The sequence below is a fragment of the Micromonospora sp. NPDC006766 genome, from assembly GCF_040636055.1.
In the GTDB taxonomy this organism is placed as follows: domain Bacteria; phylum Actinomycetota; class Actinomycetes; order Mycobacteriales; family Micromonosporaceae; genus Micromonospora.
Genome location: NZ_JBEYIX010000005.1, coordinates 97455 through 111116, shown reverse-complemented (window position 1 = coordinate 111116; position 13662 = coordinate 97455). Strand labels below are relative to the sequence as shown.

Genomic DNA, 13662 nt, shown 5'->3' with positions numbered 1-13662 from the left:
ACGGGGAGGCAGCAGTTGCCCGGAAGTTGTGCGGATCTCGAGGGGCATTCCCGGCGGTCATCGAGCGCGGGTGCGGATGGCTCGGCGGACCTCCGCGAGAAAGGCAGGGAAGTCTTCCTTGAAGCGTTTCGCGGTCAGGTGGAGGACGATCCAGTCCTCGCCGATCAGCCGGTTAAGGCGCTGGCGGTCGCGGTGGAACTGGTCCGGGTCGTGATGCCAGAGGCCGTCGTACTCGACGGCAATCTTCCATTCGGGCCAGGCGAGGTCGAGCCGGGCGATGAATCGGCCATCGCGTTCCACCACGTACTGAGTGACAGGTGTCGGAAGGCCGGCCAACACAAGCCGGACCCGTAGCCGGGACTCCTGCGGCGACTCTGCTCCGCCGTCGGCCAAGCCGGCTACGCGTAGCAGGCGTTTCCACCCTCGCAACCCGAGCCGCGCGTGCGCGAGGCTTCGGAGTTCGTCGGCGCTGATGAGGCGTTGTCGCAGGAGTCCGTCGACCACTGCGACCGCTTCCTCCACCGGGAGCCACTGTGCCAGGTCCCAACTCGTGCGCAGCGGCGTGGTGACCGAGTAGCCTGCCCGCGTCAGCACGTCCTCCTCGGTCATCTCCCCGGTGTGCACGGTGAGACCGATGACCGGCCCGAAGCGCTGTGCGGCCGGGACCAGGACGTCGATGGGTTCGTCGGTGCCGACCGCTCCGGCACCGAAGAGTGCTGCCGCGCTCCGGCCGGCAATCGCCGCCTCAGAGGGCAGCAGCCACCGGGCAGCTGCGGCGCACCGGGTCTGGTGCGAGATCGTCAGTCGGGCATCCGCGTAGACATCCTTGAAAAGGGGGCGCCACGCGCTGCTGCGCAGTTCGGTGCGGGTCAGCACGCCCCGAGCCACGACGTGTGAACCCTGGAAGACACGCCCCTGCAACTGGGCCGGTCGTCGAGGAGGAACAGGCATCCACTCACCCTCACCGACCGTCGCCTTCCCCACCACCCCCTGTGGATAACCCTGCCCCGCCCTGGGATTGGACAAGATCCGTGCAACTTCAGTGCAGGTGCTGCCTCATCCCGGGTCGAGGCAGCATGTTCACCGAAGTTGCACGGATCTTGAGCGGGCGTCGGGGTGGGGTGGGGTGCTAGGCGGCGGCGGTGGTGGACCAGATGGCGCGGAAGGCGGCGGCCTCGCCCGCCAGCCACTGCTCGACCTGCTCGGGGCGGGCCGTGGCGGGCATGCGGTGGGACTGGCCACGCCGGACGTCGACCAGGACCGGCTCGGCGTGCGGCAGAACCGCGTCCATGTGCCGGGCCATCAGGTGCAGGGTGGCCAGGGTGACTTCCTCGCTGGGCGGGGCCTCGTCGAAGTGCAGGCGGATCGCCTCGGCGTGGCCGTCGGCGTACCGGACGCCGAACTGCGGATTGATCTTGACGGGCAGGTCGCCCAGCATGGCCAGCGCGTCGCGGGTCTGCGCCAGGTCGACGCCGGCCGGCTCGCCGAGGGAGTGCAGCCAGGCCGTCGCGCCGGGCACGAGCGCCTCGTAGAGCGGGCGCCAGCGGGGCCTGACCAGGTCGGCGACCTGAGCCAGGTGGGTGCCGCCGGTGTGGAAGGCGACGTCGGCCTTGAGTGCCTTGACGAACTGACCGTGCGGGTTGAAGCCGTGCCGGCTCGCCCGCTGCTTGCGCAGGCCGCCGACGAAGGTGGCCTTGGTGGGCCCGGTGCGGTCCACGTACCGGGTGAAGCCGAGCAGGGTGGCGTAGGGGGTGACAGGGGCGGTGGAGGTGGGCGCGGTCACGAGCATCCTCCCAGGTCAGCAACTCGATTAGTACATACATTCTAATCGACGGGACTGACATCGCCCAGGGCGCGAAAGGGGCCGCCCGGACATCCCGGACGGCCCCTTTGAAGAAATCCTCAGGCGAGGATCACCGGGTTGGTGAGGGCCGCCATGCGCCCGCCGGGGTGGCGTACCTCGACCCGGACGAACAGCGCCTCCGCCGCGCTGGTGCGCCAGGTCACGGCCGCCGGCCCGGCGCCGGTCAGGGACTCGCGATGCGTGGTGCCCCGGTCGGTGTGGAAGCTGACGGTGCCGCCGGGGACACCCCGTACGCCGACCCGGACCACGGCCGGCTCGCCCTGCGTCGCCAGCCGCTCACCGATCCCGGCGCTGCGGTCACCGGCGGAGACGGTCAGCGAAAGCCCGATCTCGACCGATCCGGCGATCCAGCTCCGGCCGGCACGGATGCCGGCGAGAACCGCGTCCACGCTCAGCGCCTCGGCGCGCACGACGGTGTGCGGTACGCCGAGCTGGCCCGCGAGGTGCAATGTCGCTGTTGCCCATCGCCGGACGCCACCGCCCCCGGTGGATGTCGAAGGCGAGGGTGCGGCCCCATTCGGCCAGCGCCGCCTCGTTGTCGGCGTTCCACGGCAGGTCCGAGCGCCACTGCCCGTTCCACACCTCCCCGACGTCGAAGCCCTGGTACGGGTACATGAAGACGCCGGACGGGTAGGGCGCCTGGGGGTGGGCCGCCACGCACAGCCCGCCGGCGCGATGGACCTGGTCCAGGTGCCGCCCGATCAGGTCGTCGCGGACGCCGTACCGCCACTCGACCACCTGCCCGGCGGGGATGCCGAGCGCCAGCCAGTGCCCGGTGCGGGTGGTGACCTCCTGGCCGAGGATCACGAGCAGGTCGTCGCCGGCCGGTCGAGCCCAGTCGGCGTGGGTGTCGCAGGTGTTGTGCTCGGTGACCGCGAGGAAGTCCAGCCCGGCCGCGCGGGCGGCCGCCGTGAGCTGCGCCGGCGTCAGCTCCCCGGCGACCGAACGCGACGAGTGCACGTGGCAGTCGCCGCGGTACCAGCCGGGCCCTCGACCGGCCACCCGCCTCGGTGGGAACTCCGGCGAAGGGGCAGCGTCGTCCGTGACCATCCCGGCACGCTACCGAGACGACCATGAGCGGCGCTGCCCCGCTGCTACAGCTGCCCCACGTCGGTGATCCGGATGACCGCCGCGCCGACCTCGTCGGAGGCCGCGAGGTCGACCTCGGCGCTGATGCCCCAGTCGTGGTCGCCGTCCGGGTCGTCGAGAATCTGGCGTACGGTCCACTTCTCCCGGCCCTGCTCGATCATGAGCAGCGCCGGCCCGCGCGCGTCCGGCCCGACCCCAATCGAGTCGTACGCCTCGAAGTACGGCTCCAGCGCGTCCGCCCACTCGTCCGCGTTCCAGCCGTGCTCCGCGTCCAGCTCCCCGAGGAGATCCCAGCGGCGCAGGGCGGCCAGCTCGACCCGGCGGAACAGCGCGTTGCGGACCAGGACCCGGAAGGCTCGGGCGTTGCGGGTGACCGCCGGCGGCCGGTCGTCCAGCGACGCGGCGACCTCCGCGACGTCGGACGGGTTACGCAGCCGCTCCCACTCGTCGATCAGGCTGGAGTCGACCTGGCGGACCAGCTCGCCCAGCCATTCGATGAGGTCGACCAGCTCTTCGGTCTTGGCGTCCTCGGGGACGGTCTGCCGCAGCGTCTTGTACGCGTCGGCGAGGTAGCGCAGCACGAGCCCCTCGGACCGGGACAGGCCGTAGAACTGCACGTACTCGGGGAAGGTCATGGCCCGCTCGTACATGTCGCGGACCACAGACTTGGGGGAGAGCTGGTGGTCGGCGACCCACGGGTGGCCCTGCCGGTACATCTCGTACGCCGACTCCAGCAGCTCCGCGAGGGGCTTGGGCCAGGTCACCTCGTCGAGCAGTTCGAGGCGGGCCTCGTACTCGATGCCCTCGGCCTTCATCGCGGCGACCGCCTCGCCGCGGGCCTTGAACTGCTGCGCGGAGAGCACCTGGCGCGGGTCGTCGAGGATCGACTCGATCACGCTCAGCACGTCGAGGGCGTACGCCGGGGACTCCCGGTCGAGCAGCTCGATGGTGGCCAGGGCGAGCGGCGACAGCGGCTGGTTGAGCGCGAAGTCGAGCTGGAGGTCGACGGTGAGCCGGATCCGTCGGCCCTGCTCGTCCGGCTCGGGCAGCTCCTCGACCACGCCGCCGGCGCGGAGCGCCCGGTAGATGGCGATGGCCCGGCGGATGTGCCGCCGCTGGGCGGCCCGGTCCTCGTGGTTGTCGGTGAGCAGGTGCCGCATCGAGGCGAACGCGTCGCCGGGCCGGCCGATGACGTTGAGCAGCATCGAGTGGCTGACCTGGAAGCTGGAGGTCAACGGCTCCGGTTCGGCCTCGATGAGCCGGTCGAAGGTGGGCCTGCCCCAGCCGATCGAGCCTTCCGGTGGCTTCTTCCGCACCACCTTGCGGCGCTTCTTCGGGTCGTCGCCAGCCTTGGCGAGGGCCTTCTCGTTGTCGATGACGTGCTCGGGGGCCTGCACGACGACCCGGCCGAGGGTGTCGAAGCCGGCCCGCCCGGCCCGCCCGGCGATCTGGTGGAACTCGCGGGCCTTGAGCAGTCGGGTGCGGATGCCGTCGTACTTCGACAGGCCGGTGAAGAGCACCGTGCGGATCGGCACGTTGATGCCGACGCCGAGCGTGTCGGTGCCGCAGATGACCTTGAGCAGCCCGGCCTGGGCGAGGGTCTCCACCAGGCGGCGGTATTTGGGGAGCATGCCGGCGTGGTGTACGCCGATGCCGTGCCGCACCAGCCGGGAGAGCGTCTTGCCGAAGCCGGAGGTGAAGCGGAAGTTGCCGATCGCCTGCGCGATCAGGTCCTTCTCGGCCCGGGTGCAGACGTTGACGCTCATCAGCGCCTGGGCGCGTTCCAGCGCGGCGGCCTGGGTGAAGTGCACCACGTACACCGGGGCCTGCTTGGTTTCCAGCAGCTCTTCGAGGGTCTCGTGCAGCGGGGTCATCGCGTACGAGAAGAGCAGCGGGACCGGTCGCTCGGCCGAGCGGACGACGGCGGTCGGCCGCCCGGTACGCCGGGCCAGGTCGTCGACGAAGCGCGTGGTGTCACCTAGGGTGGCGGACATCAGGATGAACTGCGCCTGCGGCAGCTCGATGATCGGCACCTGCCAGGCCCAGCCTCGGTCGGGCTCGGCATAGAAGTGGAACTCGTCCATGATCACCTGGCCGACGTCGGCCCGGGCGCCCTCGCGCAGCGCCAGGTTGGCCAGGATCTCGGCGGTGCAGCAGATGATCGGAGCATCGGCGTTGACGCTGGCGTCGCCGGTGAGCATGCCGACGTTCTCCGCGCCGAAGACCTCACAGAGCGTGAAGAACTTCTCCGAGACCAGGGCCTTGATCGGGGCGGTGTAGAAGGTGGTGCGGTCGTCGGCCAGGGCGGCGAAGTGCGCGGCGATGGCGACCAGGCTCTTGCCGGAGCCGGTCGGCGTATTCATGATCACGTTCGCCCCGGAGACGATCTCGATGACCGCCTCCTCCTGGTGGGGGTAGAGGTCGAGGCCGCGCTCGGACGCCCAGCCGGCGAACGTCTCGTAGAGGATGTCGGGGTCGGCGGTCTTCGGCAGCGCGGCGGTGAGGGTCATAGCCCGTCCATGGTGCCTTGATCATGGCCCTTAGCGCCAGCCGGGTTGCCCGCCCCGGTGTTAGTAGGGGGCCCCTGTACAACGCCAGGCGTTAACAGGGGGCCCCTCCTTTCACGAAAATGAGGTCGAAGATGTCGCGGCCGGCGATGAGGGCGCGGCGCTCGAACTTGGTCACCGGGCGGTGCTCGGGGCGGGGTGCGTATCCGCTGTGCACGTCGACCAGCTCCGGGTCGGCGGTCAGCGTCTCCCGCATCGACTCGGCGTACTCGGCCCAGTCGGTGGCGCAGTGCAGCGTCCCGCCGGGGGCCAGCCGGCTGCGCAGCAACGCCACGTGAGCCGGCTGGATGATCCGGCGCTTGTGGTGGCGGGCCTTCGGCCACGGGTCGGGGAAGAACACGTGCACCGCGTCCAGCGACCCCTCCGGCATCGCCCGGACCAGGTCCAACGCGTCGCCCTTGGCCACCCGCACGTTGGTCAGCCCGCCCCCGTCGACGAACGCGAGCAGGTTGGCGATTCCGGGCGTATGCACCTCTACCGCCAGATAGTGTCGATCTGGGTCGGCCGCCGCCATTTCGGCGGTGGCATCGCCCATACCGGAACCGATCTCCAGCACCAGCGGGGCCCGTCGCCCGAACAGCGCCGCCGGATCGAACGGCCCGTCGAGGTCGGCGATCTCCAGGCCGTACGCGGGCCAGAGCCGGGCCAGCGCTTCGCGCTGCCGGTCGGACATCCGGCCGCGACGCGGATGAAAGGTGCGGATGCGGGCGGCGTGGGCCGGCGGCGTGGCGTTCTGGTCGGTGGCGGTCACAGCGACCCGAGCGTACGCGACCGGTGCCGCGGAACGATGTGAGGTGCGACCGAGGGTGGGAGGATTCACCCGTACGGCAGGACGGGTGGCCAACCGCCCGACCGCCGGAGCCCGGGAGGGGGCATGGTGTCAGTCACGCGACGCGCGGCGCTGCTGATCGCCGCCACCTGCGCCGTCCCGCTGCTGGCGGCGGCGCCCGCCCTGGCCGGCCCGACCGCCGCCCCGCCGCACGTCGCCGAGCCGGGTGCGGGCCCGGCGGATCATGGCCCGCCGGATCAGGGCCAGCGCCCGGTCGAGCTGGTCTTCGTCGAGGTCACCCCGAGCACCGTGGAAGCCGGTTTCCTGGTCGGCATCCGGGCCAGCTGCCGGGACAACTCGGTGCCGGCGATCGTGATCTCCGATGCCTTCGGTCGGGTCCAGGTGCAGCCGCAGCACGGGCTGCTCACCGCCTCGCCGATGGTCAACGAGCGCACCCGACCCGGCAACTATCGGGTCAAGCTGGAGTGCCCGAGCGGGCAGACCGCCTCGACGATGCTCCAGGTAGTCAAGGTGGTGAAGCCCAGCCGCGGGCCGGCGACCGGCTTCGGCGGGACCGCCGGCACCGGCTACGGCAAACTTTTGGTGCCGTTCGGGCTGGCCCTGACCGTGGCCGGTGCCGTGGTCGGCGTGGCGGCGGCGCGTCGGCCCCGTACCGTCCGCGGCGTCGCCCGCCGCTGAGCCCCGCCATGGCCGCCCGACCCGCCTACCGAGTGCCCGCCCGGGCGGCCCGCGCCCGAGGTCGCCCCTCCTGGTCGATTCCGCTCGCCGTGGTGCTGGTGCTGATCGGGGTCTTCGCCACCGGGGCCGGGCTGGGTCGGACCGCCGGGCCGCTCGACTGGGTGGACACGACCGGGTCGACGTCAGAGGCGACCGGGTCAACGTCCGGCATGGCTGGGTCGACGTCCGGCACGGCCGACCCGGCCGGGGGTCGGCAGCCGGCGAGCCGCCCGGTGAGCCTCTCCGTGCCGGCGATCAACGTGTCCGCGCCGATCATCCCGGTCGGCCAGGCGAAGGACGGCTCGGTGGATGTTCCGCCGTTGAGCCAGCACGGCCAGACCGGCTGGTACGACCTCGGCCCCGTCCCCGGCGAACCAGGCCGGGCGATCATCGTCGGGCACGTCGACACCAAGAGCGGCCCGGCGGTCTTCTACCGGCTGCGGGAACTGAAGCCGGGGGACCGGATCGAGGTGACCCGGGCGGACCGGACCGTCGTGGCCTTCACGGTCGACACCGTCGAGTACTTCGACAAGGCCAAGTTCCCCGCCGACCGGGTGTACGGCGACGACGGCCCGCCCGGGCTGCGCCTGATCACCTGCGGCGGCGACTGGGTCGGCGGCCGAACCGGCTACCAGGACAACGTGATCGCCTTCGCCTCCCTGGCCACCACCGCCGCACCGTGACGCCCCGGCGCTTTCAGCGATCTTGGAGAGTTGTCGTTCGCAACGAACAGCAACTCTCCAAGATCCAGGAGTGACCGGAGCGGGTCAGCCCTTGCCGAGCACCTGCTGGACCACCTCGAACTCCAGCAGCGTGGCCCCGGTGGCGACCGGCTTACGCGGCTGGCCGCCCTCGCCGCCGGCGTGTGCCGCGCGGGACGACCCCTGCGCCCACGCCTGGTAGGCATCCTCCGACTCCCACTTCGTGTAAACGAAGTAGCGGGTCTCTCCGCCGACTGGACGAAGTAACTCGAAGCCGAGGAAGCCGGGCGAGTTCTCCACCGCCCCGGCCCGGGCGGCGAACCGCTTCTCCAGCTCCTCGCCGACGCCCGGCGGGACGTCGATCGCGTTGATCTTCACGACTGCCATGGCTTCACCCTAACCAGCCGTCCGCGCTGTGCAGGCCAGCTGGCTGAGGGATCGGGTGGCATCAGCCTGCGGCGCTACGGCGTCTGGCCGGCATGGTCGACGATGGTCACGTGCAAGGTCACCCCGCGTCGGAATTGCTGGACAGCGTTCTCGGCCTTCGGTACGACCTGCCAGCCGAGGAACTGGTAGGTCTGCGGCTCGAAGATGAGGTCGTACCGGTCGATGTCCCCGGCGAGGGACCTGCTCGGCCAGGACGGCCTCCACCGCCTGGCCTCGGCGCTCCCGACCCGCGACATCGTCGTGCTGGCCAACGCTACGAACGTGGGAGTGCCGGTCGAACACGCGCCCGACGGCCGGGTTGATCCCGCGACGCTCGCCAGCTTCGAGCAGCGGAGCGTTGCCGTCGGCGGGGCTGAGACGATCCGGCTGGTCACCGGTCGGGCCGCCACCACCGCAGAGCTCGCCACCCTGGCCAACGGCGGCGCGGTCGTCTTCAACGACACCCTGATGACGGGCGACCACGTCACGCTGGCGGCCGACACCCAACCGGCGGCACCGCTGCCCGCTGTGGTGGCCGCCCACGGGGAATACTTCGTCAACCTGCCCGGACTGGTCGTCACGGCGGCGACGGCGCAGCGGCTCGGGCTGGCCGTCGCGCCCGGGGCGGTGGTCGTCGACACCCATCGCACCCCGAGCCCAACGGAGCTCGCCGTCGCCAACGACGTACTGCTCCGCGCCCAACTGACCGCCGCTCACCCGCCGGCTGAGCCGATCACCGCCGCCGTAGCGGCCGCCAGGGCAGACACCGGCAGAACCACCACCATGTTCTACCTACTTGCCGGGGTCAGCGCGATGGTGGCCCTCGTCGCCAGCACCGTCGCGGTTGCGCTGGCCGCCACCGAACTGAGCGGTGATCTCGCCACCATGAGTGCGGTCGGCGCCGCCCCCCGGATCCGCCGGCGGATCACCATAGCTCAAGCCCTGCTCATCGTCGGGCCTGGCGCGCTCCTCGGCCTGCTCGCCGGCATCGGGCCCGCGGCCGGCTTCATCGGCCACAGCACCGAGACACACTGGCAAACCCCATGGGCCGCGCTACTACTCGTCACCACCGTTCCGCCGGCACTCGCCACACTCATCGCCGGGATCCTCGCCCGCGGCGGCCCGCCCCTCACCCGACGCACCACCTAAACGACGTGGCGAATCACCCGCCCCCGCCCAGCCTGGCCGATCATGGAGGTGTGGCACCTAACAAAAGGTGCAAATGCTGCTTCTTGGGCGCCACAACTCCATGATCGGCGCAGTGGAGGGCGAGGCCAGCGACTTGCACGCTGGAGGGCCGGGTTAGAACGCCTCGACGACCGGTACCAGGTCGGCGTCCACCACGATCGGGGCGTGGTCCGAGGGGCCTTTGCCCTTGCGCGCCTCCCGGTCCACGTACGCGGAGCGGACCGCGCGGGCGAACGGCGCGGACGCGTACACCAGGTCGATTCGCATGCCCTTGTTCTGGTGGAACATGCCGGCCCGGTAGTCCCAGTAGGTGTAGGGGTGTGGGCCCTTCATCGGGGTGGGCACGACGTCGCTGAGCCCCAGGTCGCGCAGGGCGGCCAGGGCGGTCCGCTCGGCCGGGGTGACGTGGGTGGAGTTGGCGAAGAGCGCCGGGTCCCAGACGTCGGCGTCGGTCGGGGCGACGTTGAAGTCCCCGCAGACCGCCAGCGGCGACCCGGTGGCCAGTTCCGGCTCGAGCGCGTCCCGCAGCGCCGCCAGCCAGGCGAGCTTGTACGTGTAGTGCGGGTCGTCGGGGGCGCGGCCGTTGGGCACGTACACCGACCAGACCCGCAGCCCGTCGCAGGTGGCGGAGATCGCCCGTGCCTCGGGCAGGGGGAAGCCCGGCTCACCGGGGAACCCGACCGTCACGTCGGCCAGCCCGACCCGGGACAGCACGGCCACCCCGTTCCACCGGCCGTCGCTGTGGCTGGCGACCTCGTAGCCCAGTGCGCCCACCTCGGCGACCGGGAACGCCCCGTCGGGGCACTTGATCTCCTGCAGGCACACGACGTCGGGCTTCGTGGTGGCCAGCCAGTCGAGCAGCCGGGGCAGGCGGGCCTTCACCGAGTTGACGTTCCAGGTCGCCAGGCGCATGCCCTTAGCCTGCCCCATCGCCGGCCGTCCCGCCGGACCGCCGTCCCGGGTGTCGCACGGCGGCGAGCCCGGGCGGCGAGCCGCAGGGACGGTCAGCGTTCCGGGGTGTCGCCCGGATGACTCTGCTCGGCGAGGAAGCGTTCCAGCTCGGCGCCCAGTTCGTCGGCGGTGGGTAGCGGGCCCGTCTCGCCGGCGAGCAGGTTCTTCTCGCCGCGCCCACGGGCGAACGCGTCGTACTGCTCCTCCAATGCCTGAACCAGGGTGGCCGCCTCCTCGGTCTGGGCGACCTGACGGTCGATCTCGACCCGGACCACCTCGGCGGCGGAGCGCAGGCCGTCCCGGGGCAGCAGCAGCCCGGTGCTGCGGGACACCGCGGCGAGCAGCGCCTCGGCGGCGGCCGGGTACTCGGCCTGGGCGACGTAGTGCGGCACGTGCGCGGCGAAGCCGAGGGCGTCGCGACCCTGCTCGCCGAGGCGGTACTCCAGCAGATGGCCGACGCTGCCGGGCACCTGGACCCGCTGGAGCCACGGCTCGTGCCCGGCGATCAGCTCGCGTCGGGTCGCGTGCGCGGTGACGCCGCTGGGTCGGGTGTGCGGCACCGCCATCGGGATCGAGTTGAGGCCGACGGTGAGCCGTACGCCGAGGCGGGTGGCCAGGGCTGCGACGGCGGCCACGAAGCGCTCCCACTGCAGGTCCGGCTCCGGTCCGGTGAGCAGCAAAAACGGTGTCTCGTCGTCGTCGTGCAGCAGGTGCAGCTCCAGCGCCGGGGCCTCGTAGTCGGCCCAGTGGTCCTCGGCGAAGGTCATCACCGGCCGCCGGGAGCGGTAGTCGAAGACCTGGTCGACGTCGAAGCGGGCGATCAGCCGCGCCTCGAGGGAGGTGAGCAACTGCTCCCGTGCCAGCCGCGTGGCGCTGCCGGCGTCAACGAAGCCGGTGAGCGCCTGGATCAGCACCGGTTGACCGAGGTCGGGCAGATCGTCGGTGAGTTCGTAGAGCTCGTGTGGGTCGAGCACCGGTGGAGACCTCCCTGGGAGCGCGCGTACGGGATCGGCCGTGCGATACGGCCATCCCGTCCGGGCCAACGTACCGGCCGTCGTGGTCCATTCCGTTACGGGCCAGGGGATGATCACGATTCGGCCAAGCCGAGCACGCCGGCCGGTTCGGTCCACCAATTGGGCGACCCTGGCGCTAGACCGAAAGTATGAGCTTGTCGATCAGCGGTCCGCGTCCGGAGGGTTGCGATGTTCCTGCCTTGACGGCTGCGGCTCCACGTCAACCGGAGGTTCGACCGCTTCGCGAGGTCTCGCCCGCCCTCTTCCGGGCCGTGGCGCGGCGTCCGGCCTGAAGGGTGAAAACTGTGGTCAGGCCCACGTGATCACCCTCGGTAATCGGCGTTTGAGCTGCCTAGCCTCGTCGAATGCGTAACGACGGCACCCTCGACGACCAGCAGGGCCTCGGCGGATCGGCTGACCGTTCGGACGATACCTGCTCCACCGTTCGGTCGGCCGGGTCTTCTGAGTCGGCCACCGCCCGACGCTTCTCCCTCGAATCCCTCCGTACCCGCCTCGGCGGCCTCACAAACCCCCTCGCCGCCCGGCCCGGTCGCAGCAGGATGGCGGTCGCCACCGGCGCGGTCTGCTGCCTCGGCCTGATCGGGGTCAGCCAGGTCGCCGCCGGCGCGACCGACGGCTCGACGACCCCGGTGACGGCGCAGGAGATCGCCCAGCGAGCCGCCGCCGACGCCGCCACCCGCAGCCTGGACCGGCAGGCACCCGCCCCGACCACTCCCGCCGACACCGCGACCACCGGCGCGGACGTCCCCCCGTCGCCGACCGCTGAGCCCACCCCGACCGCGAAGCCGAAGCCGAAGCCGAAGCCGAAGCCGAAGCCGAAGCCCAAGCCCAAGCCCAAGCCGACGCGGATCGCCCCGGTGGCCGGGCTGGACCAGGCCCAGATGGACAACGCCACGGCCATCGTGCGGGCCGGCCGGGACATGGGCGTGCCGCGTCGTGGCCTGATCATCGCGGTGGCCACCGCTATGCAGGAGAGCAACCTCTACAACTACGCCAGCGGGGTGCTGCCCGAGTCGCAGAACTACCCGCACCAGGCCATCGGCTGGGACCACGACTCGGTCGGGCTGTTCCAGCAGCGACCCAGCAGTGGCTGGGGCGCGGTGCGCGACCTGATGAACCCGGCGTACGCCACCCGGCAGTTCCTCAACGTCCTGGTGCAGATCCCCGGCTGGCAGAACATGGCGCTCACCGACGCCGCCCAGGCCGTGCAGGTTTCCGCGTTCCCCTGGGCGTACGCCCAGCACGAGTGGCAGGCCACCCAGGTCGTAGACGCGATCCTCGCCTGACAGCCCCGCCCGGTCGACGCCCCGCTTGGTCGATCATGAGGTTGGCCTGGCGATTCATCCCTTTCGTCCGGGCCAACCTCGTGATCATCGAAACGGGCCGGTGGGCCGGGTGAGCCGGGTGGGGGTTGGTCAGTCGGTGGGCCAGCCGGCGGCGGCCCAGGTCGCCTCGGCGAGCCGGTTCTGGCCGGCGACAGCGGGGTGGAACCAGTCGAGCGAGTTCACGTCGTCCAGGCTGAACCGGGCCCGGTGCGCCGCGCCGCCGTCCCAGCGGCAGCGCGACCCGTACGCCCGGCAGGCGGCGCGAAGCTGCTCGTCGTAGGCGTCGATCCGCTCCCGGAAGCGGCCCCGCCGGGCCACGGCGGCCGGCGCGGTCGAGGTCGCGTCGGCCAGCAGGGCCGGGCAGACGCCGTGCGACCAGGCGCGTACCGCCCGGGGCTCGGTGTGCCCGAGTTCCCACAGTCGATACAGATCGGGGATGCTCACCACCAGCACCCGCGCCTTCGGCCGGCCCTCCCGCAGCACCCGCAGGCCGGCGTCGACCTGCTCGCGGAACGTGGCCACCGGGGTCATCGCATCGATGTCCGCGCGGCAGGCGTCGTTCGCGCCGATCAGCACCGTGACGTAGTCGGCCTTGTCGCGTACCGCCGCGCGGGCCTGCTCGGCGAGCCCGGCCGCGCGGGCCCCGGGCGTCGCCCGGTCGTACGCCCGCAGCTTCGGGGCCTGCTCGCGCAGCCGACGGTAGTGGCTGCGGACGCGGACGCTGTCCCCGGTCGACCAGGAGTTGCGCTCGCAGCTCACCAACACCAGGCAGGAGCCGAAGCCGGTGGTGATCGAGTCGCCCAGCGCGGTCATCACGGCCGGGCCGCCGGGGCGCGCGGAGCCCGAGGGCTGGGGAGTCGCGGAGCGCGACGGGCGGGGGGTCGCCGAGCCCTCGCCGTCACAGGCCAGCGCGACCAGCGCCACCAGGCAGGCCAGCGCGGCGACTCCACGTCGAGGCATTCCGTCCCCCGTCCGGCGGCACGAAGCAGCGCGTCGACCCTACGCGGGCC

At 71.7% G+C, this 13662-nt stretch carries 15 protein-coding genes; 4 read left to right on the top strand and 11 right to left on the bottom strand.

Annotated features, from left to right (window positions below; genetic code table 11):
* Window positions 1-57: 57 nt before the first annotated feature.
* The 6 genes from ABZ671_RS08865 to trmB form a co-directional block, all read right to left on the bottom strand.
* Window positions 58-951 (bottom strand): hypothetical protein, encoded by an 894-nt coding sequence (locus tag ABZ671_RS08865; protein ID WP_357853577.1) that lies wholly within the window; start codon window positions 949-951, stop codon window positions 58-60.
* 178 nt (window positions 952-1129) lie between these two features.
* On the bottom strand, window positions 1130-1783 hold the full coding sequence (locus ABZ671_RS08860; RefSeq protein ID WP_357853574.1) for a hypothetical protein: 654 nt from the start codon (window positions 1781-1783) through the stop codon (window positions 1130-1132).
* Window positions 1784-1902: 119 nt separating this feature from the next.
* Entirely contained in the window at window positions 1903-2253 is a 351-nt protein-coding gene (locus tag ABZ671_RS08855; protein ID WP_357853571.1) for a hypothetical protein, read from the bottom strand.
* Entirely contained in the window at window positions 2162-2914 is a 753-nt protein-coding gene (locus tag ABZ671_RS08850; protein WP_357853569.1) for a CehA/McbA family metallohydrolase, read from the bottom strand. Before ABZ671_RS08850 ends, ABZ671_RS08855 begins: the two co-directional genes overlap by 92 nt.
* Before the next feature lie 44 nt (window positions 2915-2958).
* A complete protein-coding gene (locus ABZ671_RS08845; protein WP_357853565.1) occupies window positions 2959-5463 on the bottom strand; it encodes a DUF3516 domain-containing protein in 2505 nt (834 codons plus the stop codon).
* A 91-nt stretch (window positions 5464-5554) separates the two neighbouring features.
* Complete coding sequence (gene trmB, locus ABZ671_RS08840; protein WP_357853562.1) at window positions 5555-6271, bottom strand: tRNA (guanosine(46)-N7)-methyltransferase TrmB; 717 nt, start codon at window positions 6269-6271, stop codon at window positions 5555-5557.
* Between the two features lie 123 nt (window positions 6272-6394).
* Between trmB and ABZ671_RS08835 the strand changes: the two genes are divergently transcribed.
* Together ABZ671_RS08835 and ABZ671_RS08830 are read left to right on the top strand one after the other, a co-directional pair.
* Window positions 6395-6988, top strand: a complete 594-nt coding sequence (locus ABZ671_RS08835; RefSeq protein WP_357853559.1) for a hypothetical protein — start codon at window positions 6395-6397, stop codon at window positions 6986-6988.
* Between the two features lie 8 nt (window positions 6989-6996).
* Entirely contained in the window at window positions 6997-7710 is a 714-nt protein-coding gene (locus ABZ671_RS08830; protein ID WP_357853556.1) for a class F sortase, read from the top strand.
* 84 nt (window positions 7711-7794) lie between these two features.
* Here ABZ671_RS08830 and ABZ671_RS08825 read toward each other — a convergent pair whose 3' ends face one another.
* Window positions 7795-8115, bottom strand: a complete 321-nt coding sequence (locus ABZ671_RS08825) for an antibiotic biosynthesis monooxygenase (RefSeq protein WP_357853553.1) — start codon at window positions 8113-8115, stop codon at window positions 7795-7797.
* Between the two features lie 74 nt (window positions 8116-8189).
* Window positions 8190-8426, bottom strand: coding sequence for a hypothetical protein (locus ABZ671_RS08820; protein WP_357853550.1), 237 nt, complete (start codon window positions 8424-8426; stop codon window positions 8190-8192).
* A gap of 10 nt (window positions 8427-8436) precedes the next feature.
* Between ABZ671_RS08820 and ABZ671_RS08815 the strand changes: the two genes are divergently transcribed.
* Window positions 8437-9303: an ABC transporter permease gene (locus ABZ671_RS08815; protein WP_357853547.1), complete on the top strand. Its 867-nt coding sequence runs from the start codon at window positions 8437-8439 to the stop codon at window positions 9301-9303.
* A 153-nt stretch (window positions 9304-9456) separates the two neighbouring features.
* On the opposite strand, the gene ABZ671_RS08810 is transcribed toward ABZ671_RS08815, so the two are convergent.
* Together ABZ671_RS08810 and ABZ671_RS08805 are read right to left on the bottom strand one after the other, a co-directional pair.
* Window positions 9457-10254, bottom strand: coding sequence for an exodeoxyribonuclease III (locus ABZ671_RS08810; protein ID WP_357853544.1), 798 nt, complete (start codon window positions 10252-10254; stop codon window positions 9457-9459).
* 92 nt (window positions 10255-10346) lie between these two features.
* Entirely contained in the window at window positions 10347-11267 is a 921-nt protein-coding gene (locus ABZ671_RS08805; RefSeq protein WP_357853541.1) for a PAC2 family protein, read from the bottom strand.
* A 404-nt stretch (window positions 11268-11671) separates the two neighbouring features.
* Here ABZ671_RS08805 and ABZ671_RS08800 point away from each other — a divergent pair, with 404 nt between their 5' ends.
* Window positions 11672-12613: a peptidase M23 gene (locus ABZ671_RS08800; protein ID WP_357853538.1), complete on the top strand. Its 942-nt coding sequence runs from the start codon at window positions 11672-11674 to the stop codon at window positions 12611-12613.
* A gap of 129 nt (window positions 12614-12742) precedes the next feature.
* On the opposite strand, the gene ABZ671_RS08795 is transcribed toward ABZ671_RS08800, so the two are convergent.
* Window positions 12743-13612, bottom strand: a complete 870-nt coding sequence (locus tag ABZ671_RS08795) for a GDSL-type esterase/lipase family protein (RefSeq protein WP_357853535.1) — start codon at window positions 13610-13612, stop codon at window positions 12743-12745.
* Window positions 13613-13662: the final 50 nt, after the last annotated feature.

Excerpts from the sequence above, each read along its gene's own strand:
- ABZ671_RS08835 (WP_357853559.1), top strand. The coding sequence starts at position 6,395 with ATGGTGTCAGTCACGCGACGCGCGGCGCTGCTGATCGCCGCCACCTGC.
- ABZ671_RS08845 (WP_357853565.1), bottom strand. The coding sequence starts at position 5,463 with ATGACCCTCACCGCCGCGCTGCCGAAGACCGCCGACCCCGACATCCTC.
- ABZ671_RS08865 (WP_357853577.1), bottom strand. The coding sequence starts at position 951 with ATGCCTGTTCCTCCTCGACGACCGGCCCAGTTGCAGGGGCGTGTCTTC.
- ABZ671_RS08810 (WP_357853544.1), bottom strand. The coding sequence starts at position 10,254 with ATGCGCCTGGCGACCTGGAACGTCAACTCGGTGAAGGCCCGCCTGCCC.
- ABZ671_RS08830 (WP_357853556.1), top strand. The coding sequence starts at position 6,997 with ATGGCCGCCCGACCCGCCTACCGAGTGCCCGCCCGGGCGGCCCGCGCC.
- ABZ671_RS08800 (WP_357853538.1), top strand. The coding sequence starts at position 11,672 with ATGCGTAACGACGGCACCCTCGACGACCAGCAGGGCCTCGGCGGATCG.
- ABZ671_RS08825 (WP_357853553.1), bottom strand. The coding sequence starts at position 8,115 with ATGGCAGTCGTGAAGATCAACGCGATCGACGTCCCGCCGGGCGTCGGC.
- ABZ671_RS08850 (WP_357853569.1), bottom strand. The coding sequence starts at position 2,914 with ATGGTCACGGACGACGCTGCCCCTTCGCCGGAGTTCCCACCGAGGCGG.
- ABZ671_RS08795 (WP_357853535.1), bottom strand. The coding sequence starts at position 13,612 with ATGCCTCGACGTGGAGTCGCCGCGCTGGCCTGCCTGGTGGCGCTGGTC.